Here is a 24177-nt window from a genome sequence, read left to right as displayed (position 1 = left end):
GGTCCGCGTCATAATGTACTGGTTGATGGTCCTCATAGGATTTTCGGTGGCCGTATACGCCCTCATGGTCGTATTCCTGCGGAGATATAACACCATGAAGGAGGCAGAGGACCGCACCTTCAGGTCCTATGTGCGGGACTGCAAGCTCGGCGGGACGACCTTCCCAGACGTGGACGAGTACCTGGCGCAACACGACGATGAGGCGAGGAAACTGCTGTTCCTCGAAGCCACACGGCGACCGGATTGGGACTCGGAGCTCCGCTTGGAGCTGTCGTCGGTACTCTTCCCGTGGCGGTCGGCGCTCTGGTTCGCGATCCTCATCCCGGTGAATATCGTGAATCTGCCGTTGACCTGGAACCTGATGATCGACGGCAAACTGCCACCGGAGCTGGCTTCCGTACTGTTGCTGGCCACCGCGCCGTTCGTCGCGACCGTGGCCGTGGACATCGCCGACCGCCTGTGGCGGCGCGTCCCCCGCCGGGCCTCCGAGTTCCGGTGATCGAAGCTCTCGTCCGCGAAGCGCCCGATGTGGACTCATGTGAAACTGGAGGTCTCGATGCCCCATGACGAGACGCCCGGCGACCGGGATGGCGGCGAGCACCGGGAACGCCCGTGGCCGTGGGAGCGCCCCGATTCCCCGCGGCCGCGGCCCGAACCTCCCACAGTGGCCGAGATGCTCATGGCATGGTGGGCGGTTCGGGCCGCGGCCGCCTCGATCCTGATAGTGCTCATCACGCTGTTCGTACTGATCTTTCGGTGATCTCCCAGCGGGACGGGCGCACCGGTCAGTCCGGCCGGGGGCTGACGTCGTTCATGGTGGCGCGCAGCAGCGGGCGCGAGAGGGCCCCGGCGCCGATGACCGCCGCCGTGCCGATGGCGAGCGTGACCCCGAGGATCAGCGCCCCGCTCGCGTCCTGGAGGCCCTGCGAGCCGATCAGGGGCGCGTTCAGCGCCATCCCGGCGAGCACCGACGCGCCGCCGATGACCGCCAGCGGCAGCAGTGTCTCCTGGCGCCTGGCGGCGTCCAGGACGCGCTGCGGCGTCCCCGACAGGTGCAGCAGCCGGTAGGTCTTGCGGCGGTCCAGGACCGAGCCGATCGACGAGATGCCCGCCGAGAGCGCCGCGGTGGCGAACACGACCGCCAGGACGACGATCGCGCCGACGCGGACGCTGGCCATGATCTGGTTCGACAGGATCGTCTGGTCCGTCGCGCGCTGCGGCGGGTCCCCGGCGAGGGTCGCGGTGAGGATGCTCCTGACGTGTTCGAGCTCGCCAGTGGGCGTCGTCGCGGTCACGACGGCGACCGTCTCGCTCTCGTCGAACCGGTCGGTGCGCTCGTGCAGCTCCACTTCGGCCAGTCCGTCGAGGGCCGCCTCGGCCCGCGAGGCGAGCTCCTCGGCGTGCCCTGAGTCGACGACCGCCGAGAGCGTCTCGGTCGCGGTCGTTTCGAGCTCGGGCTGCCCCATGGGGACCAGGGCAATCGACCCGGCGATGAACCCGGCCAGCGCAACACCGGCGACGCCCCGCCAGGCCGCCTTGGGGTCGTCGAGCAGCCGCCTGGCCGCCAGCATCCTGGCGGGCCCGCGGGCCGTGCCCGCCAGGATCTTCCCGATCTGCTGCACCGCCCACGGCCCCGTCAGGTTCAGCGCCGCGATCATCGCGCCGAACAGCACCAGCAAGACCGCCGTGAAGATCATGTCGCCGCTGCCCAGCAGCTGGCTGAGGGTGAGGAACGCGACCGCGACGGCGGCGAAGACCGCCAGGCGGATCGCCCCCAGTCCCTTGCGACGCACCCGCCTCGCCACGCCCAGCGGGCTGATGACGACGCCGCGCAGGCCGACGACGGCGGAGACGGCGACCATGAGCGGCACGGCCGCGGCGACGACCGGCATCCACGCCGCCCCGCCCCACAGGTCGGCCACGTACCACGGCCCGCCGTCGATCGGTATGCGCGCGAACAGCGGCGTGGACGCCATCCACAGCAGCGTGCCCGCGATGGTCCCGGCCACGGCCGCCAGGACGGTCTCGATGAGCGTCAGCCGCACCACCTGTGCGGGGGTGGCGCCGATGAGCCGCAGCGCGGCCAGGCGCTCGTCGCGCCGCGCGACGGTCAGCCTGGCAGCGGCGGCGCCGAAGACGGCCACCGGGACGGCCATCAGGACGGTGGCCACGATCGCCGCGGGCCGGTAGACGCCGTACACCATGGACGCCTCGCCGCCTGAGAACCCGTCGATCGTCCGCGGCGAGACCATGTCGCCGTCGCTGCGTTCGGTGGTCATGGCGGGGTCGTCGGCTTCGCGGCCGACGACGGCGAGCAGTTCGCCTTCGTGGGCGAGGGCCTCGGCGCCGACGGTGCCGGCGATCGCCCCGTCGTAGCGGGCGAGGAAGTCCTCATCGGGGACGCCTTCGAGCAGCTCGGCCAGTGCCGGGGAGACCCAGACCTCGCCGGGGGCCGGGAAGGCGTCCAGACCGGGCGGCGCGGGGGCGTCGTCGTCGAGCCGCGCCAGGTCGATGCGGGTGATCTGGTCGTCGCCGTAGTAGTCGATCGCGCTGGCGAGGATCGCCGAGCCGCCTTCGGCGGCGGGCGGCTCGCGCCATTCGGTGCGGTCGGCGCGTTCGACGAACGCGAAGTTGCAGGCGACGACGAACTGCAGCAGCAGGGCCGTCGCCGCCACGGCGAAGGCGGTCAGGCCGGTCGAGAGCAGGGCACGGCGCCCGCCGAGGCGGGTCAGGCGCCAGGCGAGCGCGGTCATCGGCGCGCCTCCGTCATCTCGCCGGTGTGGAGCAGGCCATCGCGGATCTCGATGGTGCGGGTGCAGCGGGCGGCGATGAGCGGGTCGTGGGTGACCACGACCAGGGCCGCGCCGAGTTCGGCGACCGTCTGCAGCAGCACGCCCATCACCTGGTCGCCGGTGGCGCGGTCGAGCGCGCCGGTCGGCTCGTCGGCGAAGACGACGGCCGGGTTGACGACCAGCGCGCGGGCGAGCGCGACCCGCTGGGCCTCGCCGCCGGACAGCTCACCGGGGCGGCGGTCCTCCTTGCCGGCCAGGCCGAGCTGGGCGAGCCGCTCGCGGGCCGGGCCGAGGGCCTTGCGGCGGGGCGTGCCGCCGAGCATGAGCGGCAGTGCGACGTTCTCCTCGGCGGGCAGCTCGGGCAGCAGCTGTCCGAACTGGAACAGGAACGCGAACCTGGTGCGCCGCAGGCTGCTGCGTTCACGTTCGGAGAGTGAGTCGATGCGCTCGCCGAACAGGCGCACCTCGCCCTCGTCGGGGCGGATGACTCCCGCGAGGCAGTGCAGCAGGGTCGACTTGCCCGAGCCCGAGGGCCCGGTGACGGCCACCGATTCGCCGCCGGTGACGGCGAAGTCGACGCCGCCGAGGGCCACGGCGGTGCCGTAGTGCTTGCGGAGGGCGTGGGCGGTGAGCATGGGCGCGCTCATCGTTGCTCCTTGCGGTGGTGCGAGAGGAAGGGCAGGGCGGTGCCGGCGAGGAGGAACGCGGCGGTGAGGGCGAGGCTGACGACCGTGCCGACGTCGAGGAATCCGTTCATGACACCACTGTCGCCGTTCGGGCATCGGTCCGGCTTCGGCTCGATGACCGGTTTCGGGCCCGGCGGGTCGGCCATTCGGCGGAGGCGGTGTTTTTCCCGGCTAGGTTCGAGGGCATGAGCGCGAAACCCGGCTGGAGTGCCCGACTGACCGCGATGGGCGCGCGCACGCTCAAGTCCGGCATCATCGCAGGGCTGCTGCTGGTGCTGGCGGGCGAGTCGCTCTCGAGCGGTATCGACACGGGCATGGCGATCGCCACACTGGTAGGGCCGGTGCAGGCCGCGGTGTCGCTGTTCGTCATCGGCGTGTACGTGTGCTACCGGCCGGGGCGCAAACGCTGGATCGCCGTGGCGGCGTTCGCGTCGCTCGCGGCGACGCTGGCCCACCTGCTCACGACATCGGAGCGGGGCATCGGCGTGGCCGAGGGCTTCGCACTGCTGCTGCTGATGCTGTTCGCCGTCCGGCACTGGGACGCGCCGCCGGGACGGTGGGTCGCGTTCGTGCTCGGCGCGGCGATCCTAGCGATCGGCCTGCGGTTCTACGTCTACCCCGGCTCGGTCTTCGGCGGGATGGTCATGACGGGCATGGGCCTGTCGACGGTGGTCGGCTTCGGCGCCTACCTGCGCGGGCTCGACAAACTGCGCCGGGAGACGCAGGAGGAGGTCAGGCGGGCCGAGCGGTTGGAGCTGGCGCGCGAGATGCACGACTTCGTGGCCCACCACGTCACTGGGATCGTCGTCCTCGCGCAGGCCGCCCAGGTCACCGACACCGCCCCGGGCGCGTCGCCGCGCCCGCGCCCCGAACCCGAGGGGGCTTCGCTTCCGCCGTATGCGGCGAAGGCGTTCGCGGACATCGAGGAGGCGGGCCTGGCGGCGCTGGCCTCGATGCGGCGGATGGTGAAGATGCTCCGCGACGAGGACGGCGGGACCGGCGTGAACCCGCTGGGCGACCTGTCGCAGATCGAGGACCTGGTGGAGCGGTTCAGCCGGGAGGGCACCGACGCGACCTGCTTCATCTCCCCGGAGCTGGCCGGGAAGGTGGCTCCGGAGATCGCGGCGACGGCGCACCGGATCGTGCGCGAGTCGCTGACGAACGTCCGCAAGCACGCGCAGGGCGCCAGGCAGGTGCGGGTGGTCGTGGCGGCGGCCGGTTCGGGCGGCCTGGAGGTGAGCGTGCGCGACGACGGGCGGGCCGCGCGGGGCCGCCTGGCGCAGAGCGGCGGCGGGATGGGACTGTTGGGCCTCGGCGAGCGCGTGGAGGCCGTCGGCGGGCAGCTACGGGCCGAGCCGCGGCCCGGCGGCGGCTGGCAGGTCGTGGCGTGGCTGCCGCACACCGGGCAGGAGGCGCACACCCCGGTAGCGCCTACGGATTCCGATCGGCCCACCGGCGGTTAACTTCGGGGATATGAAGATCCCCAACAAGATCAGTGCCCTGGTCGTGCCCGTGTTCATCGTCGCGCTCGCCGCATGCGGCGAACAGTCGCCCCCCGGCGGCGAGGCCACCGAAGGCCCCGCCGAGTCGACGGCGGCCACCGAGGCGGCCGAAGCGTCCGGGGACGACGTCTGCGCGACGCTCACGGAACTGGGCTCGCACGCCGGGCTCATGACGGGCGGCATGATGGCCGACGCCGCCGAGACCGCCGCGTCCGCCGCCGCGGCCCGCGAACTGCTCGAGTCGACCGAGCCGCCCGCCGAGATCGCCGACGCGTGGGCGGACGCCACCGCGTTCTACGCGGCGGTCGACGACGCGTTCGCCGAGGCCGCCATCGCCGAGGGCCAGACGACCGCCGAGGTCCTCGGCGAGCTCTCGACCGACATCACCGGCACGGCCGGACCGGCCCTCGACGGCATGGAGGCCATCGGCGGCTACACCGAGGAGCACTGCGGCGGCTCGGCGCCCGCCGCCGAAGCGTCCGGCGCGTGCGCCATGCTCACCGACGCCGCGCTGGCCCCGGTCTTCGGCGAGGCGGTCCCCGAACCCGAGGACGGCTCGTTCGGACCCCAGGCGCAGGAATGCACCTGGGGCGGCGAGGGCGGTCCCGTCGTCAGCATCATGTACCAGACCAGGGCGGACTTCGAGTCGAACTTCCTGGAGTCCTCCGCCGAGCCGCGCGACACCGTGGAGGGCCTGGAGAACGGCCAGCTCCACAAGGGCATCTTCGGGCTCGGCTCGTTCGACACCAGGGGCTCGTCGGTGTACTTCACCACCGGCGACTGGGGCGGCGTCGTCGGCGTCCGAAGCGGCGAGGACGACGACTTCGCCCACGACGACCCGATCGCGGTCGGGTACGCCTTCAGCGTCGTCGAGCAGCTTTCCTGAACAGTGTGCCGCCGGCGCTTGCCCGGCCGGCGGCACACTCCTCCGTCCCCCGCTCGATGCCTCGCCGGGGTAGCGTCTATGACTGATGCCCGCCCCGAACCTCGTCGGACGCGCCGCAGAGGTGCGCCGGATCCAGCACGCCCTCGCCCGCGCCGCCGAGGGCGCCTCGCGGGTGCTGGTGCTCAGCGGCGCGGCGGGCGCCGGGAAGACCGCGCTCATCGACCTCGCCGCCGCCTCGGCTCCGAGCGGCGCCCTGGTGCTGCGGGCCTCGGGCCACGAGGCCGAGACCGGCCTGGCCTACGCGGGCGTCCACCAGCTGCTGTGGCCACTCCGCGGCGACGTGGACGCCCTGCCCGAGCCGCACCGCCGCCACCTGTCCCGATCGCTGTCGTTCGAGCCGGGGACGCCGCCCGATCCGCTCACCGTGGCGGGCGCGCTGCTCTCGCTCGTCACGCTCCTGGCCGAGTCCCGGCCGGTGCTCATCGTCGTCGACGACGCCCAGTGGCTCGACGAGTCCAGCCGCCAGGCGCTGATCTTCACCGCCCGCCGCCTCGACGCCGACGCCGTGTGCGTGCTGTTCGGCGTCCGCTCCGAAGGCGAGGACGCCCTCGCCGCGATCGGCGAGGCGGTGCGGCTGGGGCCGCTCGACCGGGCCGAGGCCCGCCGGATGCTGCGCGGCCGCCACCCGGAGCTGAGCGGCTTCGTCGCCGACCGCATCATCGAACGCGCCGCGGGCCTGCCGCTGCTGCTGACCGAGCTGCCCGTCGAGCTCTCCGCGGGCCAGCGCTCGGGGGCCGAGCCGCTGCCCGACACGTTCCCGGCCGGACGCTCGGGCAGCCGCCTGTACGGGCGCCGGCTCGAGAGGCTCGACCGCAGCGCGCGCATGGCGCTGCTGCTGGCGAGCTTCGACCCGCTCGACGCGGGCCGACTGCGCGCGGCGCTGTCGCGCTCGGGGCTGTCGGCCGCGGCGTTCGAGGCGGCCGAGCGGCTCGGCCTGGTGCGCCTGGTCGAGGGCGTCTGCGAGTTCGCGCACCCGAGCGTCCGGTTCGCGGTGCGCGCGGGCGCGACCGCGCGCGAGTCGGCCGAGGCGCACACCGCCCTCGCCGCGGTGTTCGGCGACGATCCGGGCCGTCTCGCGTTCCATCTGGAGCGCACCGGCTCGGCCGACGACGGCGAGGTCGTCGCGGCGCTGGCCGCCGCGGCCGAGCGGGCGCAGGCGCAGGGCGGCTGGGCCGAGGCGGCAGGCGCCTGGGACCGGGCCGCGCGCCTGACAACGTCCGAAGAGGACCGCCGTCGTTTCCGGGCCGAGGCCGTCTCGGCGTTCATGCGGGCGGGCGCGGGAGCCCAGGCCGCCTCGCTGCTGCGGTCCATGATCGACCAGGCGCGAGACGAAGTGGAATCGGCCCGGTGGCGGCGGCGGCTGGCCGTCGTCGACCTGTGGGTGGAGGGCGCGCCCCCGCCCGACCGCGACGGGCTCATGCGACTGGGTGCGCGTCTGGCCTCGGGCGACGACCCCGACGGGCGCGAGGCCGGCACCGAACTGCTCATGGCCCTGGCATCGGGCCACCAGACGACCGGGGACTACCGGGCCGCGCAGGCGGCGGTGGACCTGGTGCGGCGCGCGGTGCCCGACGAGCGGCTCGGCCTCGCCCAGCGGCTGTTCTGCGACATGATCGCGGTGATGACGGCCGGTCCGGGGGCGGGCGAGGTGCTGCGCTCGGACTGGATCGACCGGTTCGACTGGTCGACGGGCCTCGACCCCGGCGTCCCGACCGGCATGATCGGGGCGGTGCTCGGCTGGCTCGACGAAGTGGCGGCGTTCGGGCGGGTCCTCGACCGCTGCCGCGCGGTCGCGGCCGCCGCCCCCGGCCCCACGACCGCGAGCGTCGCGGCCGGGATCATGTCGGCGATGCTGATGCACTGCGTCGGCGAATGGGACCGCGCCGAACTGGAGTACGCCGCGTGCGAGCGCTTGACGCTCGAAGGGGACTTCCTGGCCCCCTACCCGTTCATCCTCCTGCGCCACGCCTACCTGCTCGCCGCCAGGGGCCGCACGGAGGAGTGCCGCGCGCTGCGGGCACGGGCCGCCGAGGGCATCGGGGGCCGCACCCGCGCCCACCGGCACCTGGACCGCTGCGTCGAGGGACTGGCGCGCCTGTCCTCAGGTGAGCCGGCCGAGGCGGCGAAGGCGCTGGAGGAGGCCGGGCGGATCGAGGCCGAGATGGGGTCGGTGATCTCGGGCTACACCTCGCGCTTCCCCGACCTGTTCGAGGCCCGGTGGTGGCTGGACGGGGCCGGGGCGCTGACCGGGCCGCTGGAGGAGTTCGCGGCGGCGGCCGAGCGGATGGCGCATCCGACGATGCTCGCGTCCGCCGCGCGGTGCCGGGCGCTGCTGGCCGCGCCCGAACACCTCGACGCGGCGTTCGCCGAGGCGATCGCGCTGCACGAGCGCTCGCCGAACATGTTCGAGACCTCGCGCACCCGGCTGCTGTGGGGCCAGCGGCTGCGCCGCCTGCGTCGGAAGGCGGACGCGCGGGTGCGGCTGCGCGAGGCCGAGGCGGTGTTCGACGCGCTCGGCGCGGCGGCGTGGGCCGAGCGCGCCCGCTCGGAGCTGGCCGCGTGCGGCGAGCGGCGGGTCGGGCCCGGCCATGCGCGGCCCTCGCCGATCACGCGGTTGACGCCGCGGGAGTTCGAGGTCGCGCGGGAGGCCGCGGCGGGCGCGACGAACGCGGAGGCGGCCCGGCGGCTGTTCGTCTCGAAGCGGACCGTCGAATACCACTTGTCGAACGCCTACCGCAAGCTCGGCGTCTCGGACCGGCGGCGCCTCGCCGAGCTGTTCGACGGTCGCATCGCCGACGACGAAACGGCCCGCGACCGGATCTTGCCAGGTCACGGGCCGTTCACGCGCGGGTGGCAGGTGTAGGATTCGAACCTACGTAGGCAATGCCGGCTGATTTACAGTCAGCTCCCTTTGGCCGCTCGGGCAACCTGCCGTGCTGTGTAGCGAGAGCAAGGATAGCGTCACCGCACCGGGGCACCGCAACCGGGTTCTCCCCCGATGAGATCGCGTTCACTCCCCCCTGCCGCCCAGCACGGCTCGCCTTCGCGCCGCCGCCCCCGGCGGGTAGGCTTCCGGTCACGGCGGGCCGCGCCCGACCACGCGCGACGCCCGTCGCCCCCACCGACCGGAAGGACTGGTTTCCATGGCTGACGCCTCGTTCGACATCGTCTCCGAGATCGACCTGGCCGAGCTCGACAACGCCGTCAATCAGGCCCAGCGGGAGCTGTCGACCCGGTTCGACTTCCGGGGCACCGGCGCGGGCGTCGAGCGCAGCGGCGAGGAGGCCGCGGTCTTGTCCGCCGAGACCGAGGACCGCGTCAAGGCCGCCCTGGAGGTGCTCAAGGAGAAGCTCGTCAAGCGCGGCATCTCCCTGAAGGCCATGGAGGCCTCCGAGCCGCGCCAGTCCGGCAAGGAGACCAAGATCGACGTGGCCTTCCAGCAGGGCATCAGCACCGAGCACGCCAAGAAGATCGGCAAGATCATCCGCGACGAGGGCCCCAAGGGCGTCAAGCCGCAGATCCAGGGCGACAAGCTCCGCGTCACCGGCAAGAAGCGCGACGACCTCCAGGAGGTCATCCGGCTGCTCAAGGGCAAAGAGCTGGACGTCGCACTCCAGTTCACGAATTACCGATAGGGAGTCGTCATGGGTCTGGTCAACATCGTCAGCCTCGCGCTCTTCGTCGTCGGCGGCGGCCTGGTCGGCCTCATGGTCGTGATCACGCAGCGCTCCTACAAGAAGGACGAGCAAGGCGAGCACTGGATCGTCTACCCCGCCGCCGAGCGGACGAAGGCGGCCGAGGAAGCCGCCGACCGCTAGACGGGTCTCACGCCGCCAGGCGGTGCGTCAATCCAGTGTGGCGCTTGCCGGTGCCCGCGGTGCGCACGGCCACCGCGAGGGCCTTCTTCGAGCCGACGAGCACCACGAGGCGCTTCGCCCGCGTGATCGCCGTGTACAACAGGTTGCGCTGCAACATGGTCCACGCGCTCGTGGTCACCGGGACCACCACGGCCGGGTACTCGCTGCCCTGGGAGCGGTGCACGGTGATCGCGTAGGCGTGGACGAGCTCGTCGAGCTCGGCGAACTCGTAGTCGACCTCCTCGTCCTCATCGGTGCGCACCCGCAGCGTCTGCGCCTCGGTGTCGATGGCCTCCACGACGCCGACCGTGCCGTTGAAGACGCCGTTCGCGCCCTTGTTGTAGTTGTTGCGGATCTGGATGACCTTGTCGCCCACGCGGTAGACGCGCCCGCCGTAGCGGCGCTCGGGCGATCCGTCCCTGGTGGGCGTCAGGGCCTCCTGCAGTTGGAGGTTGAGGTTCCCCGCGCCGGGGCCGCCGCGGTGCATCGGCGTGAGGACCTGGACGTCGCGCACCGGGTGCAGCCCGAACCTGGCCGGGATGCGGCGGGCGACGATGTCGACGACGCGGTCGGCGACGAGCTCGTTGTCGTCGCACGCGAAATAGAAGAAGTCGCCGTAGCCCTCCAGGGCCGGGAACTCCCCGGCGTTGACGCGGTGGGCGTTGGCGACGACGCCGGACTCGGCGGCCTGGCGGAAGATCCGCGTCAGGCGCACCCGCGGCACGGTCTCGGCGGCGAGGACGTCGCGCAGCACCTCCCCGGCGCCGACGCTCGGCAGCTGGTCCACGTCGCCCACCAACAGCAGGTGCGCGCCCTCGGGCACGGCCTTGACGAGCTTGTTCGCCAGGATCGTGTCCAGCATGGATGATTCGTCGACGACGAGGAGGTCGGCGTCGAGCGGCTTGTCGCGGTCGAAGGCCGCCTCGCCGCCGGGCCGCAGTTCGAGGAGGCGGTGCAGCGTGGTGGCCTCGTGGCCGGTGAGCTCGGCGAGGCGCTTCGCGGCCCGCCCGGTGGGCGCGGCGAGCATGACCTTGGCGCCCTTGGCGCGGGCGAGGTCGACGATCGAGGAGACGGTGAAGCTCTTGCCGCAGCCGGGCCCGCCGGTGAGGACCGCGACCTTCTCGGTCAGCGCCAGGCGCACCGCCGCGGCCTGCTCCGGCGCCAGCTCGGCGTCGCGGCGCCGCCGCAGCCACGCGAACGCCTTGTCCCACTCGACCCCCGCGAAGACCCCGAGCCGGTCCTCGTTCGCGCGCAGCAGGGCGAGGAGCCCGGCGGCCAGGCCGCGCTCGGCGTGGTAGAACGGCGCCAGGTAGCGGGCCGGGACGGACGCGTCGCCGACCGGGACCGCTTCGGCGATGACGTGCTCGCCGTCCTCGGCGAGCTCGCCGAGCGCCTGGGCGACCGGCGCGGCCTCCAGGCCGAGCAGCTCGACGGTGTCGGCCACGAGGTTCGGCTCGGGCAGGAAGCAGTGCCCGGCGTCCCCGGCCTCCGAGAGCGTGTACTGGAGCGCGGCCTTGATCCGCTCGGGCGCGTCGTGCGCGATGCCGACGGCGCGGGCGACGGCGTCGGCGGTCTTGAAGCCGATGCCCCACACCTCGTTGGCGAGGCGGTACGGCTCGTGCTTGACCACCCCGATCGAGGCGTCGCCGTACTTCTTGTAGATCCGCACGGCCAGCGACGTGGAGACGTCCACCGACTGGAGGAAGACCATGACCTCCTTGATGGCCCGCTGCTCCTCCCAGGCCGCGGCGATCGACTTGGTGCGCTTGGGGCCGAGCCCGGGCACCTCGACCAGGCGCTCAGGGGAGGCGTCGATGACGTCGAGCGTGTCGACCCCGAAGTGGGCCACGATCTTCCCGGCGGTCTTGGGCCCGATGCCCTTGATGAGCCCCGAGCCGAGGTAGCGCTCGATGCCCTGGACGGTGGCCGGCAGGACCGTCCGGTACGACCAGACCTCGAACTGGCGGCCGTACTTGGGGTGGCTGGTCCAGCGTCCGGTCAGATCGAGGCTCTCGCCGACCTGCGCGCCGAGCAGCGGGCCCACGACGGTCAGCAGCTCGCTGCCCGACCCGGCGGCCGAGGCGCGGGCGATGGTGTAGCCGGTCTCCTCGTTCGCGTACGTGACTCGTTCGAGGACCGCCTCCAGTTTCGCCCCGCCGGGCCGGGTCTCAGACATGCCCACCATGCTAGGCGCGGACTACGACACGGCCCTAATCCGACTTGGACTCCGATGCCGTCTCCAATGCGTCCCCTCTCGCCTCCGGGCCGTCCGGGACGGCGTCCGAAGGCAGCATCCGCCAGTCCGGCTGCGCGAAGAACCGCTTCGTCTCGCGGTAGACCAGCGGCGACAGGAGCACCAGGCCGATGAGGTTCGGCAGCGCCATCAGGCCGTTGGCGATGTCCGAGAACGCCCACAGCAGGTCGAGGCTGGTGACCGCGCCGAGGTAGGCGACCACGACGAACACGATCCGGTAGGGCAGGATCAGCCAGTCGCCGCGGAACCGCTCCAGGCACTTCTCGCCGTAGTAGGACCAGCCGATGAGTGTGGAGAACGCGAACGTCGCTATCGAGATGGTGACGATGAGGCCGCCGATGGTGCCGCCGGTGGTGTCGACGCCGCCCAGGCCCGTCTCGAACGCCAGCCGGGTGAGCGCGGCGTCCCCGAGCAGCTGCTCCTCGCCGTCGACGACGTGGGTCGTGCCGAACACGCCGCTGACGACGATGACCAGGCCGGTGAGGGTGACGACGATGAGTGTGTCGATGAACGTCTGCGTCATCGACACCAGCGCCTGGCGCACCGGCTGGTCGGTCTTGGCCGCGGCGGCCGCGATGCCGCCGGTGCCCAGGCCCGACTCGTTGGAGAACAGGCCGCGGGAGACCCCGGCGCGGATGACGGTCAGGATCGCCGCGCCGGTGAAGCCGCCGACCGCGGCGCCGCCGGTGAACGCCTGCTCGAAGACCTCGGCGAAGGCGTCGCCGAGCGCGTCGACGTTGAGCACCAGGACCGCCAGCGAACCGGCGATGTAGAACACGATCATGAACGGCACGAGCGCCGAGGCGACGCGCCCGAGCCACTTGATGCCGCCGAGGATGACCAGGCCGACCAGGACGAAGATGGTCACGCCCGTCCACGACGGGGTCCAGAACGTGTCCTCGGGCAGCTGGGCCTGGACGGCCCCGGCGACGTTCCCGGACTGGACGGCGTTGCCGATGCCGAAGCTGGCGACGACGGCGAAGATCGCGAAGGCGATCGCGAGGATCTTTCCAAGCGGGCCCCTGATGCCCTCCGAGAGGTACCACTGCGGGCCGCCGGTCTGCTGGCCCTTGCGGTTGACCTGGCGGAACTTGACGCCCAGGAGCGCCTCGGAGTACTTGGTGGCCATGCCGACCAGGCCGGTCACCCACATCCAGAACAGGGCGCCGGGCCCGCCCAGGGCGATGGCGGCGCCGACGCCGCCGATGTTGCCGACGCCGACGGTGGCGGCCAAGGCCACCGACAGGGCCTGGTAGTGGCTGATGTCGCCTTCGGACTCGCGGTTCTCGTGCCGCTTGAACAGCGCGAGCCACAGGCCGTAGCCGAGGCGGCGGAACTGGATGCCGGCCAGCAGCGTCGTGAGGTAGACGCCGACGAGGACCAGCAGGGGTATGAGCAGCCACGGCCCCCATACGAATTCGCTGACCTTGCCGACGCCCTCCCCGTAGTCCGCGTTGAGGCCGTCCGCCCACGACTGTATGGGGTCGATGACTGGATCGAGAAAGTCCAATGCTCCTCCAGGGGATCGCTTATATGTATAAGAAGGGATTTACGCGCTTTTGCGCACAGCAGCGATCGTATCGGGCGTTGTCACACCCGGCGGTTAAGGTGTCGCCATGAGCATGCATTGGTATGAAGGCCCGCTTCTTGGATTCGACACCGAGACCACCGGCGTCGTGTGCGCCGACGACCGGATCGTGCAGGCCGCGCTGGTGACGGTCGAGGCGGTCGGCCCCGGCGAGCCGCAGGCGGCCTGGATGGGCGAGACGTGGCTGATCGACCCGGGCGTGCCGATCCCGCCGGGCGCCACCCGCGTCCACGGCATCACCGACGAGCAGGTCAGGGCCGAGGGGGAGCCACCGGCGAAGGCGCTGGCCGCTATCGCCTCCAGCCTGGCCGCGGCGATCGACGCGGGCACCCCGCTGGTGGCGTTCCGGGCCGGGTTCGACTTCACGATGCTGGCGTTCGAGCTCGACCGGCACGGGATTCCCGCGCCCGACTGGGAGCGGGCCGCGGTCGTCGACCCGGCGGTGCTGGACAAGCGCGTCGACCGGTTCCGCAAGGGCAAGCGCACGCTCGGGGCGACGGCCGCGCACTACGGCGTGGCGCTCGACGGGGCGCACTCGGCGGCGGGGGACGCGGCGGCGACGGTGGCGCTGGCGCGGGTCCTGGGAGCGGGCTTCCCCGAGATCGGCGCCATGGAGCCGCGGGAGCTGCACGAGGCGCAGGTGCGCTGGCACGCCGAGGACGCGGCTTCGCTGGAGGCGTACTTCCAGCGCCGGGGGCGGGCCGAGACCGTCGAGCGGCGCTGGCCGCTCGCAAGATGAGGCGAAAGCGAAAAGGCTTCGCCCCCGGCGAGCGGGAGCGAAGCCTCGAAGACGCGTGCGGCGGCCCTAGTGGGCGACGCCGGGGTGCTCCAGGTACGAGCGGTCGTCCTGGTCGCCGGTCATCGGCTGGCCGACCGGGAGCTCGACGGCAATCTCCTGGCCGTTGGAGAACACGAACGTCACGGTGATGTTCTGGCCGGGCAGGAGCGGCTCGGCGAGGCCTTCGAGCAGGAGGTAGTCGCTGTCTTCGACGCCCTTGTCGAGGCGGACGAACGCGTGGGGGGCGATCTCGATGTCGAACTCGGGCGAGCCGGTCAGGGCGTCCTCGGTGGGCTCGCCGGTGGGCGCTTCCGTGGTGCCCTCGGTGGCGCCGTCCGTCGCCTCGTCCGTAGCGCCATCGGTCGCCTCATCCGTGGTGCCCTCGGTCGCGCCGTCAGTGGCCTCATCGGTGGCCTGGTCACTCGCGCCGTCCGTGGTCGCTTCCGTGGCGTCGTCGGTGGCCTCGTCGTCGCCGGCGGCGGGCGCCTCGGACGTCGCGCTGCTCTCGGGGGGCTCGGTGGTCTCCTGGACGTCGACGCCGGGCCCGCCCACGTCGACGAGGGTGACGTTCTCGGCCGCGTCGGTCTCGATGCCGGTCAGGCTGACCGACTCGTCGCTGTCGTTGGCGATCCACACCCGCAGCGGCGCGGCGCCGCCTTCCTCGAAGCCCTCACCGGTGGCGTACTCGACCTGGAGGTCGCGCAGGGACAGCTCGCCCTCGTCGATGTTGACGCCGGCGATCGCCGTCTGCTTGGTGTCGGTCTGGGTCACCTGACCCGCGCCGCAGGCCGACAGCCCGGTCGCCGCGGCCGCCGCGATCGCGAGCGCCGCCGCGCGACGGGCGATGGTCGCCGTGCTGATTCCCCTGGCCACTGGTGGTCCTCCCTGAGTCCTACAGGCATGCTGTCGACAGCCTAGACGACGGGCCGCCGCGCGCTCGCCGGGCCGGGCGCGGCCCGAGGAGTGGGTCTCACCCGCGGCGCTCGGCGCCCTTTGCGCACACCCGGATGACGGTGAATGCCGCCCCGTCCGAGTGAGCGACGCAGGCCTCATTTGTCTCGGGCTCGTCGGCTCCGGGACCCCAAGGTGCCGTAGAGTAGTCAGTCACATACCAATTGACCAGGGCATTTATGGCGATCCGCTGTCGGGGAAAGCCCCGATGACGTGTTAGGCTAGACACAGCGAAAGGGGTTTCGATCCTATGGGTTTTAGTGTCGGCGAGACCGTTGTCTACCCCCACCACGGGGCCGCACTCGTTGAAGCTGTGGAAACTCGCGTCATCGGCGGTATTGAACAGGAATACCTCGTGCTGCGTGTCGAGCAGGGTGACCTCACGGTCAAGGTTCCAGCCAAGAACGTCGAACTCGTCGGCGTCCGGGAAGTCGTCGGCGCGGAAGGCCTCAACGAGGTCTTCAACGTGCTGCGGGCCCCGCACACGGAGGAACCCACCAACTGGTCGCGGCGTTACAAGGCCAATGTCGAGAAGCTCGCCTCGGGCTCGCCCCTGAAGATCGCCGAGGTCGTCCGCGACCTGTGGCGCAGGGACCGCGAGCGCGGCCTGTCGGCCGGTGAGAAGCGCATGCTCTCCAAGGCCCGCGAGATCCTCGTCGGAGAGATCGCGCTGGCCGAGGACTGCGTCAAGGCCGAAGCCGAGAACGTACTCGACAAGGTCCTCCTCTCGGAGGCCCCCGTCCAGTAGCTGCGGCTCTCGACCGAACTTCACACGAGTGAGTCCCGAATTTCCGTCCGTGGTCGTCGGGCACGGCACTGACGTGCACCGTTTCGACGCCGGGCAGCCGTGCCGCCTGGCGTGCCTCGACTGGCCCGGCACCCCCGGTCTGGCCGGGCACTCCGACGGCGACGCCGCCGCGCACGCTGTGTGCGACGCGCTGCTGTCGGCCGCCGGGCTCGGCGACCTGGGCGCCAACTTCGGCACCTCCCGCCCCGAATGGGCCGGGGCCTCCGGCGCCGCCCTCCTCGGCGAGACCGCCCGCCGCGTCCGCGACGCCGGATGGCGGATCGGCAACGTCTCCGTCCAGATCATCGGCGACCGCCCCAAGATCGCGCCCCGCCGCGCCGAGGCCGAGGACGCGCTCGCCGCCGCCGTCGGCGCCACCGTCAGGCTCTCGGCCACCACCACCGACGGCCTGGGCTTCACCGGACGCGGCGAGGGCCTGGCCGCGACCGCGGTAGCGTTGCTCTACAAGACCGATGCTCGCACCCGGAAGTAGTCATGGACGACGACCCCACCCGGCGCACCGTCGCCGAGCACCTCAAGAGCGCCGAGCTCATGTACGACCTCAACCGCGTCCGCGAGGCGCGGGACGAGGTCGACGCGGCCCTGCGCCTCGACCCGCTCGACCCCGACGCCAACGCCATGGCCGGCGTCATCGCCCTCGCCGAGAGCGACCCCGACGAGGCGCTCGTCTTCGCCGGCGCCGCCCTCGCCCACGAGCCGCGGCACCGCCGCGCCATGATCGTGCGCGGCTACGCCCTCGCCGACGCCGACCGCCGCGACGAGGCCCTCCAGGCCGCCGCGAGCCTGCTCGACCTCGACCGCACCTCGTGGATCCACCACGTCCACTACGCGCTCATCACCCGCAGGGCCGGAGCCGGCCAGCCCGCCCTCGACGCCGCGTGGAACGCCGTCAACCTCGCCCCCGACCAGCCGCGCACCCACCTGACGCTCGCCGCCGTCGCCGAAAGCCTCGCCCTGACCGACCTGGCCCAGCGCTCCCGGCAGGCCGCCGCCGACCTCGAACCGGACGCCACCGGCATCGGCGCCGACACCGAGGAGTACCGCCTGCCGCCCGAGGCGCGGCGCCAGGCCCGCTCCTTCGTCGACGCCGACCCCGACGACCCCGACTGGCGCTCCAAGATCTACGGGCCCGGCCTCTTCCGCGGCGCCCTCGGCCGGTCAATCCTGCTCGGACTCGCCATCGTCTTCGCCGTCCCGGCTCTGCTCGGCGGCGACATGGGCACCGGAACGCGGCTGGGCTTCGCCGTCATCGCCGTCGGATGCTGGGTGGCCTGGTTCACAGTTCTACGTCGACACCGTCGCACCGAGTGACCTCACCGCTCCGCGCTCGTTAATCCTCCGAAGCGCATCGACGATGGAGGAAACGCGTGAACAGCTGGGTGCCCGGGGCCGACCAGAGCCCGTACAACGTCCACAATCTCCCCTACGGGGTCTTCTCGACCGCCGACGAGCCCATGCCGCGCATCGGGGTCCGCATCGCCGACCAGGTCCTCGACATGCACAAGGCCGTCCTCGCCGGGGACTGCCAGACGTGCGCCTCGTGCACCGCGCTGCGCGACCCCGCCCTCAACCGGCTGCTCACCCTCGGACGCGACGTCTGGGCCAAGGTGCGCGGACAAGTCCAGCAGGCCGTCACCGAACCGAGCCTGGAAGACGCCGCCAGCCGGTGGCTCACCCCGCTCGACCAGGTCCAGATGCACGCCCCGCTGCTGGTGACCGACTTCGTCGACTTCACCACGCGCGCCTCCGACACCCGCAAGCGGCCGCGCGGCTCCAACGGGCGCGCCTCCACCGTCATGCCCTCCGGGATGGAACTCGTGCGGCCCTCCGGGCACCGCCGCGACGAACGCGGCGAGATCGTCTTCGGCCCCAGCGCGGCGCTCGACATCGAAGCCGAGGTCGGCTTCATCGTCGGCTCCGAATCCGAACTGGGCCGCCCCGTCGCGCCCGACGCGTTCGACCAGTACGTGTTCGGGGCCGTGCTCCTCAACGACTGGACCGCCCGCGACTTCGCCGAACTCGAGACCGACGCGCTCGGCCCGTTCGCGTCCAAGTCGTTCGCCACGTCGATGAGCGCCTGGATCACCCCCATCGAGGCGCTCGGCGCCGCCCGCAGCGCCGCGCCCCTCCAGGACATGGACATGCCGCCCTACCTCAAGGAATCGGACCGGTACGGCTTCGACCTGCGGCTGAGCATCGAAGTCAACGGCGTGTCCGTGGCGGGCGCCGACTTCGGCGACGCGTACTGGACGCCCGCGCAGCAGCTCGCGCAGCTGACCGCCAACGGGGCGGTGCTGCGTCCGGGGATGCTGTTCGGCTCCGGCGAGGCCGGATCGCCGCAGTGGCGGCTCCGCGACGGCGACGTCGTCAGGATCACCGCCACCGCGCCCGGGCCGCGCGGCACGACCATCGCCCTCGGCGAAGTCGAGACCCGCGTCATTCCCTCGATCGGATGAACAGGACGGGTCGGCGCCGAGCGGCGCCGACCCGGCATCGGCGGCCGGGGCCGCCGGTCCTTCGCTAGACCAGGCCCACCGCTACACCAGGCGCATCTTCGCGGTCGGCCTCAACTCGGCGACGAGATCGACCTCCACCGGAGCGCCGAGCGGCAGCTCGGCGACGCCCACGGCACTGCGGGCATGGCGCCCCGCCTCGCCGCTGCGCCTCCCGTCCGCCTCGCGAGCTTCGGCGAACACGTCCCCCAGCAGCTCACTGGCGCCGTTGATGACCTTCGGCTGCTCGATGAAACCCGGAGCGGACGCGACGAAACCGGTGACCTTCACGATCCGGGCCACCTCGTCCAGGTCCGCGATCGAGGCGATCGCGGCGATCCCGTTCAGCGCGCAGATCCGCGCCAGCTCGTACGCCCGCTCGACGTCGACCTCGGCGCCGACCTTCCCCGTGGCGGCCAACTCGCCGCCGACCATCGGGAGCTGGCCGGAGACGTACACGTAATCGCCCGACCTGACCGCCGGCTGGTAGGCCGCCACGGGCGGCACCACGGCGGGCAGCGTCAGGCCCAGGCGCTCCAGCGCCGCCTCGACACCGGCCATCTACTGCTCCTTCCTGCGCTTGAAGTAGGCCACGAGCTGCTCGGAGTTCTGACCGGGCAGCACCGTGACGAGCTCCCATCCGTCCTCGCCCCACATGTCGAGGATCTGCTTGGTGTTGTGGATCAGCAGCGGTGCGGTGGCGTACTCCCATTTATCCATGCGCCCCACAGTACGGCGTCTTGATTCGCCGACGCCGCACCGCTACGCTCAGAGTGCGTCGCCTCCCCAACAGTGAATCGCTCATACAGGGAGTACCCGTGTCGCCAGACACCGCCGCCCAGCGGCATGACAGCACGGTCGCCCAGCGGCCCGAAGGCAGCGAAGCCGGCACCGCCGGCCAGGACCGGGACGGCGGCGGGCCCGCCCGCATCGACGCCGAACCCGCACCACCGGCCCAGGCCGGGAAGCGAAGGCCCGGCGATCCGGCCCGGCACGGCCGGATGTGGACCTACCTGACCTTCGCCGCGGCCGCCGCCTTCACCGGCGCCGTCGCCGTGGTCGGGACGAACCTGTTCGCCGGCGCCGCGGGCGTCGCCGAAGTCTCCGACACGCCCGAGCACTCCGTCGAGGAGTTCCTCCGCGCGCTGCTCGACGAGCACGACGCCGAGGCCGCGCGCGGATGGCTGTGCGAGGACAAGGCCGACCGCGACCTCAGCGAGGCCACCGCCGACCTCGCCGCGATCAACGAGAAGACCGGCGTGGACTGGTCGAACGTCACCGAGACGGGCCGCAGCGTGGGCGAGGCCACCGTCGCCGCCGACCTCAGCACCGGCGGCAGGGACATCACCTGGACTTTCACGCTCGTCGCCGAGGACTCCCACCCGCAGTGGCAAGTGTGCGATATGGCCGTCAGGTGACTACACTCCGGTAAATGAGTGCCGCTCCTCCCGTACCGCGACTGCATATCGTCACCGGGAAGGGCGGTACCGGGAAGACCACGGTGGCCGCCGCGCTCGCGCTGGCCCTCGCCGGGCCCGGACGCCGCGTGCTGCTGGTGGAAGTCGAAGGGCGCCAAGGCATCGCGCCGCTCTTCGACGCTCCCCCGCTGCCGTACGCCGACCGGCACCTGGCCGCGGGCCTCGACGGCGGCGAGGTGTTCGGCCAGGCCGTGGACGCCGACGAGGCGCTGCTGGACTACCTGACCATGTTCTACAAGCTCGGCTCGGCCGGGCGGGTCCTGCGCAAGTTCGGGGCGATCGACTTCGCCACGACGATCGCGCCGGGGCTGCGCGACATCCTGCTGACCGGCAAGCTCAAAGAGGCGGTCTCGCGGACCGAGGCGGGCAGGATGGCCTATGACGCGGTCGTCCTCGACGCGCCGCCGACCGGGCGGGTCGTGAAGTTCCTCAACGTCACCGTCGAGAGCGGCCGCCTCGCCAAGACCGGCCCGATCGGGAAGCACTCGCGGTCGGTGTCGCGGCTGCTGCACTCCTCGCTCACCGCCGTCCACCTGGTCACCACCCCCGCCGCGATGCCGGTGCAGGAGACCGTGGACGCCCACCGCGACCTCCTCGCCGCCGACCTGCCGGTCGGCCACGTGGTGCTCAACAAGGTGACGGGCACCAAGGCCGTCGGCGTCACCGCCGAACAGCTGCGCGACGGCCTGCGGCGGACCGGCCTCCCGTCCGACGAGGCGCTCATCGCCGACCTCCTCGACGAGTACGAGTCGAGCCGCGTCGAGATCGAAGCGGTCGACTCCTACCGGGACCGGCTCGAGACGCTCGGCCGCCCGATCGACGAGCTCGCGCTCCTGCCCGAAGGCGTCGACCTCTCGGGCCTCTACCAGCTCGCAGGCGCGTTGCGCACCAGCCTCGGCCAGACCCGCCGGGCGGCCACCGAGCCCGAAGCAGGCGACCGTGGCGAATAGGACCCGCAGCGCCGCGCAAGACAGCCGACCGGCTCGCGGCCGAACAAGGCCGACACGACCGGGTGCCGAGCACCACCAGCAACGCGGCCCGCAGACAACCGACCGGCGCATCGCCGAACACGGCCGGACACGAAGGGGTGGCAAGTGAAACCCGCCGAGCGGCCCTGGAGGCAGGACGATCATGAGTGACCTCGACCTGGACGCACTGCTGAGCGACGAGGGCAAGCACGTCATCGCGTGCTGCGGCTCCGGCGGCGTCGGCAAGACCACCACGGCCGCGGCGCTGGCGCTGCGCGCGGCCGAGCGGCACGGGCGCCGGACCGTGGTGCTCACGATCGACCCGGCCCACCGGCTGGCCCAGTCGCTTGGCATGGAGGCCCTCGACAACACCCCGCGCCCGGTCAAGGGCCTCGAAGACGGCTCGCTCGACGCGATGATGCTCGACATGAAGCGCACCTTCGACGACGTGGTCGCCTCGCACACGACGAAGGACCGCGCCGCGGAGATCTTCGCCAACCCCTTCTACCAGGCGGTCTCCTCGACCTTCTCGGGCACGCAGGAGTACATGGCGATGGAGAAGCTCGGGCAGCTGCAGGCCTCGGGCCGATGGGACCTGATCGTCCTGGACACCCCGCCGTCGCGATCGGCCCTGGACTTCCTCGACGCCCCGGCGCGCCTGGCGCGCTTCCTGGACGGCCGGATCATCCGGCTCCTGTCCGCCTCCACCCCGGGGTCGCGGCGCTCGATGCTGTCCTTGATGGGCGCGAGCGCGGCCGTCTTCACGCGGGTGTTCAACAAGATCCTCGGAGGCCACCTCCTGACCGACGTCGCCGAGTTCACCGCGAGCCTGGAGGACACCTTCGGCGGCTTCCGCAAACGGGCCGAGGCGACGTTCCGGGCCCTGCAGGACGACCAGACGTCGTTCCTGGTCGTGGCGACGCCCGAGCCGGCGGCGATCAACGAGGCGGTGTACTTCTCGCGGCGCCTCACCGAGGAGCGCATGCCGCTGGACGGGATGATCCTGAACCGCCTGACGCCCGTCCGGGCATCGCTGCCCGCCGAGCGGGCCCTGGGCGCGGCGGCGGCGCTGGAGGAGGACGACCCCGAGAACCCGGTGGCGGCGGCCCTGCGAACCCACGCCGACCTGGCCCGGCGCCGCACGGCCGAACAGCGGGTGGCCGCCCGCTACGGCGCGGCCTGCCCGAACATCCCCCAGGTATGGCTCCCGACCCTCGGCTCCGAGGTGGTCGACCTCGAAGGCCTGAGAAGCTTCGGCGCCACGGCCTCCGGGGCCGCGAACACTCGATAAGGACCCGCGAGACCGATAACCACACCTGGTCAAAGGCCCACAGCACCCCACGCGCAAAAGGCCCGCCGTATCTCCGGTCCGGGGGAGCATGAACGCAGGCACGCACCTCGCGCGCAAAGGCCCGCCTCACCATGAGCGCAGTACGCGCAAGCCCCGCGTGAGTCGAGTAACCGTGCCTGGCCCAAGATGAATGAGCGCAGTACGCGCGCGAGCCCCGCGGCCGAACCGGGGCACGGACCGCTGGGCCTGGGAACGAGCGCAATACGCGCGAGCCCAGCACTTCACGCGCACGGGGAGGCATTTGAACCCCCGCAGCCCGCACGGGCAGCCGGCGGTGCTTCACGAGTGCGCGAAAGGCATGTCGGCCCCAGGGCGCGGGTAGCCGTCACACAGCTGCGCATCGCGAACAACGCCGTCGCCCAATGTCGCCCGGGGCGGGTGGCGGTCATCGCCAGGTCGCGTCTCGGGCGTGTGAAGGGCTATCGCGAGAGGGTGAGCGGCGGGTGTGCTGGGCGCCCAGCACACCCGCGCTCGTTTACCGCGGCGGCGGTCGGCAGGCGCCGCGCGGGGAGCTACCCCGCGCGATCTTCTATGCGGTGTCCGCGGATCCCACTGCACCGCTGGCCTGCCGACCACCTAGGGGAAAGACTGTGATGGGGTGACTACTTCCGGTATCCGTTTTTGTATGGACCCTCCCACGCGAAGTCAAGACTTTCAAGGCATGTTTTTTCGCCTGTGGATAACTTTTGGCTTCGGCGGTGTTTGCGCTGGTCCGGCGGGTTCTCCGAAAGGTTGCGGTCGCCTTCCTCACCTGTGGATAAGTTCCGGGGACACCGCAACGCGCTCCAGATGGAGGGCGTAGCGCCGCGGTGGGGGCTTCGCTCGGCCGGGACATGGCCGGTTCGCGTTTTGGATTGGCCGGGGAGGAGCCGCGGCGCCCTGCTTGGCGCGGACATGACAACGCGCCCGGACGGAAGTCTCCGTCGCGGGCGCGGTCGGCCGCTCACCGCCTTTCGGCGGCCTGGCGGTAAGAAGTTGAGGTCCACCGGAATGCGGCGCCGGCTGGATTTCCTGGCGCTCCGCTGCTCCTCTTCCAGTGCCACTTCGAAGACCGACCTCCAGGATCGGACGTCGGCGTGTTTGCGCAATAGTGCACGTCGTTCGCGTTCGGTCATGCCGCCCCACACTCCGAATTCGATTCGATTGTCGAGCGCATCAGCGAGACACTCGAGCCGGACCGGACAGCCGCGGCAGATCTTCTTCGCATTGTTCTGTTCAGCCCCTTGCACGAACAGTGCATCGGGGTCGCCCTCTTGACAGAGCGCCTTGGTCGTCCAGTCGATCAGCAGTCCCATCTGCATGACCTCCCCGTGAGATTTTCCCTTCATACCCCCCGACAGCTTCGCGCCAGTAATCTTTCGATCACACAACGTCGCTGTCAAGAACGGACCCTACACCTCTTGTAAGTGTTTGACTACTCTCCGAGACTAAAATCGGACTTTGTGGGATGGCTTCACCCCTAGGGTTTGGATCGCGATGGCGCCTCGCGATAATAACGATCGCGATACGAGGGCATCTCGTCTCAGTGCGAGCGGCGTATCAAAGCCGGGCACCTGACAACCCAGCGTCCCTGGCTATCGCAAGTTCGTTCTAATCTGAGGCGGTGGAGACGTTGAAACGCGACCGGAGTCCCCTTGGGGACGCCATAGCCCTGCTCGCATGTGGAGTCCTCGCGGGAGTCCTCGCGGCAGCGGCTGCCTTCCCGCTCGTCGCGACGGGAGGCATC

General features: G+C 71.7%; 22 protein-coding genes, 1 tRNA gene and 1 pseudogene. 15 read left to right on the top strand and 9 right to left on the bottom strand.

The genetic code is table 11. The features are described 5' to 3' along the window. Nucleotides 1–22 precede the first annotated feature (22 nt). Both H613_RS0121095 and H613_RS0121090 read left to right on the top strand, forming a co-directional pair. Nucleotides 23–499, top strand: coding sequence for a hypothetical protein (locus H613_RS0121095; RefSeq protein WP_156926174.1), 477 nt, complete (start codon nt 23–25; stop codon nt 497–499). A 57-nt stretch (nt 500–556) separates the two neighbouring features. Next, on the top strand, nt 557–760 hold the full coding sequence (locus tag H613_RS0121090; protein ID WP_156926173.1) for a hypothetical protein: 204 nt from the start codon (nt 557–559) through the stop codon (nt 758–760). 25 nt (nt 761–785) lie between these two features. On the opposite strand, the gene H613_RS0121085 is transcribed toward H613_RS0121090, so the two are convergent. Both H613_RS0121085 and H613_RS0121080 read right to left on the bottom strand, forming a co-directional pair. Then, complete coding sequence (locus H613_RS0121085; RefSeq protein ID WP_026925336.1) at nt 786–2753, bottom strand: ABC transporter permease; 1968 nt, start codon at nt 2751–2753, stop codon at nt 786–788. After that, a complete protein-coding gene (locus H613_RS0121080) occupies nt 2750–3439 on the bottom strand; it encodes an ABC transporter ATP-binding protein (RefSeq protein WP_026925335.1) in 690 nt (229 codons plus the stop codon). Before H613_RS0121080 ends, H613_RS0121085 begins: the two co-directional genes overlap by 4 nt. Before the next feature lie 224 nt (nt 3440–3663). On the opposite strand from H613_RS0121080, the gene H613_RS29560 reads away from it, so the two are divergent. From H613_RS29560 to H613_RS30405, 3 genes are all read left to right on the top strand, one after another. After that, entirely contained in the window at nt 3664–4941 is a 1278-nt protein-coding gene (locus H613_RS29560; RefSeq protein WP_156926172.1) for a sensor histidine kinase, read from the top strand. Nucleotides 4942–4951: 10 nt separating this feature from the next. Then, entirely contained in the window at nt 4952–5866 is a 915-nt protein-coding gene (locus H613_RS0121065; RefSeq protein WP_026925333.1) for a hypothetical protein, read from the top strand. An 85-nt stretch (nt 5867–5951) separates the two neighbouring features. Then, nucleotides 5952–8789 (top strand): ATP-binding protein, encoded by a 2838-nt coding sequence (locus tag H613_RS30405; protein ID WP_026925332.1) that lies wholly within the window; start codon nt 5952–5954, stop codon nt 8787–8789. On the opposite strand, the gene H613_RS0121055 is transcribed toward H613_RS30405, so the two are convergent. After that, nucleotides 8778–8859: transfer RNA gene (locus H613_RS0121055), tRNA-Tyr, on the bottom strand. The genes H613_RS30405 and H613_RS0121055 overlap by 12 nt on opposite strands. Before the next feature lie 210 nt (nt 8860–9069). On the opposite strand from H613_RS0121055, the gene H613_RS0121050 reads away from it, so the two are divergent. Both H613_RS0121050 and H613_RS31135 read left to right on the top strand, forming a co-directional pair. Further along, nucleotides 9070–9561: a YajQ family cyclic di-GMP-binding protein gene (locus H613_RS0121050; RefSeq protein WP_026925331.1), complete on the top strand. Its 492-nt coding sequence runs from the start codon at nt 9070–9072 to the stop codon at nt 9559–9561. A 9-nt stretch (nt 9562–9570) separates the two neighbouring features. Further along, entirely contained in the window at nt 9571–9744 is a 174-nt protein-coding gene (locus H613_RS31135; RefSeq protein ID WP_156926171.1) for a hypothetical protein, read from the top strand. Between the two features lie 7 nt (nt 9745–9751). Here H613_RS31135 and recD2 read toward each other — a convergent pair whose 3' ends face one another. Together recD2 and H613_RS28130 are read right to left on the bottom strand one after the other, a co-directional pair. Next, nucleotides 9752–11959, bottom strand: coding sequence for an SF1B family DNA helicase RecD2 (recD2, locus tag H613_RS0121040; protein ID WP_211234916.1), 2208 nt, complete (start codon nt 11957–11959; stop codon nt 9752–9754). Between the two features lie 34 nt (nt 11960–11993). Further along, nucleotides 11994–13517 carry an amino acid carrier protein gene (locus H613_RS28130; RefSeq protein WP_051393687.1) on the bottom strand — a complete coding sequence of 508 codons (1524 nt, stop codon included), beginning with the start codon at nt 13515–13517 and terminating at the stop codon, nt 11994–11996. Between the two features lie 136 nt (nt 13518–13653). Here H613_RS28130 and H613_RS0121030 point away from each other — a divergent pair, with 136 nt between their 5' ends. Beyond that, a complete protein-coding gene (locus tag H613_RS0121030; protein WP_026925329.1) occupies nt 13654–14364 on the top strand; it encodes an exonuclease domain-containing protein in 711 nt (236 codons plus the stop codon). 66 nt (nt 14365–14430) lie between these two features. Here H613_RS0121030 and H613_RS0121025 read toward each other — a convergent pair whose 3' ends face one another. Beyond that, nucleotides 14431–15276, bottom strand: coding sequence for a copper chaperone PCu(A)C (locus H613_RS0121025; protein ID WP_026925328.1), 846 nt, complete (start codon nt 15274–15276; stop codon nt 14431–14433). A gap of 328 nt (nt 15277–15604) precedes the next feature. On the opposite strand from H613_RS0121025, the gene H613_RS28125 reads away from it, so the two are divergent. From H613_RS28125 to H613_RS0121005, 4 genes are read left to right on the top strand one after another with little or no spacing between them, the layout of a single operon-like run. Continuing rightward, nucleotides 15605–16102 carry a CarD family transcriptional regulator gene (locus tag H613_RS28125; RefSeq protein ID WP_035738872.1) on the top strand — a complete coding sequence of 166 codons (498 nt, stop codon included), beginning with the start codon at nt 15605–15607 and terminating at the stop codon, nt 16100–16102. 28 nt (nt 16103–16130) lie between these two features. Then, nucleotides 16131–16634 (top strand): 2-C-methyl-D-erythritol 2,4-cyclodiphosphate synthase, encoded by a 504-nt coding sequence (ispF, locus tag H613_RS0121015; RefSeq protein WP_035738871.1) that lies wholly within the window; start codon nt 16131–16133, stop codon nt 16632–16634. A 2-nt stretch (nt 16635–16636) separates the two neighbouring features. After that, nucleotides 16637–17473, top strand: coding sequence for a tetratricopeptide repeat protein (locus H613_RS29555; protein ID WP_051393647.1), 837 nt, complete (start codon nt 16637–16639; stop codon nt 17471–17473). Nucleotides 17474–17529: 56 nt separating this feature from the next. After that, complete coding sequence (locus H613_RS0121005) at nt 17530–18618, top strand: fumarylacetoacetate hydrolase family protein (RefSeq protein ID WP_026925326.1); 1089 nt, start codon at nt 17530–17532, stop codon at nt 18616–18618. 81 nt (nt 18619–18699) lie between these two features. On the opposite strand, the gene H613_RS0121000 is transcribed toward H613_RS0121005, so the two are convergent. Both H613_RS0121000 and sp36 read right to left on the bottom strand, forming a co-directional pair. Continuing rightward, entirely contained in the window at nt 18700–19215 is a 516-nt protein-coding gene (locus H613_RS0121000; protein WP_026925325.1) for a RidA family protein, read from the bottom strand. Then, the gene (gene sp36, locus H613_RS31535) at nt 19216–19374 is read right to left on the bottom strand and encodes a Sp36 family protein (protein ID WP_169732033.1); all 159 of its coding nucleotides are present in this window, start codon (nt 19372–19374) and stop codon (nt 19216–19218) included. It lies immediately after the preceding gene. A gap of 98 nt (nt 19375–19472) precedes the next feature. Between sp36 and H613_RS0120990 the strand changes: the two genes are divergently transcribed. The 3 genes from H613_RS0120990 (at nt 19473) to H613_RS0120980 (ending at nt 22391) form a co-directional block, all read left to right on the top strand. Continuing rightward, the gene (locus tag H613_RS0120990) at nt 19473–20072 is read left to right on the top strand and encodes a hypothetical protein (RefSeq protein WP_026925324.1); all 600 of its coding nucleotides are present in this window, start codon (nt 19473–19475) and stop codon (nt 20070–20072) included. Nucleotides 20073–20086: 14 nt separating this feature from the next. Next, nucleotides 20087–21082 (top strand): ArsA-related P-loop ATPase, encoded by a 996-nt coding sequence (locus tag H613_RS28115; protein ID WP_051393646.1) that lies wholly within the window; start codon nt 20087–20089, stop codon nt 21080–21082. A 181-nt stretch (nt 21083–21263) separates the two neighbouring features. Beyond that, nucleotides 21264–22391 carry an ArsA family ATPase gene (locus H613_RS0120980; protein WP_035738870.1) on the top strand — a complete coding sequence of 376 codons (1128 nt, stop codon included), beginning with the start codon at nt 21264–21266 and terminating at the stop codon, nt 22389–22391. 1079 nt (nt 22392–23470) lie between these two features. Here the strand turns inward: H613_RS0120980 and H613_RS32710 are convergent. After that, nucleotides 23471–23746, bottom strand: a pseudogene (locus H613_RS32710) (WhiB family transcriptional regulator); the annotation flags it as partial. Between the last annotated feature and the right edge of the window lie 431 nt (nt 23747–24177).

It is taken from the genome of Glycomyces arizonensis DSM 44726, from assembly GCF_000482705.1.
GTDB lineage: Bacteria > Actinomycetota > Actinomycetes > Mycobacteriales > Micromonosporaceae > Glycomyces > Glycomyces arizonensis.
Note: the sequence above shows the minus strand (reverse complement) of the source record. Positions and strands in the feature narration are given on the sequence as shown.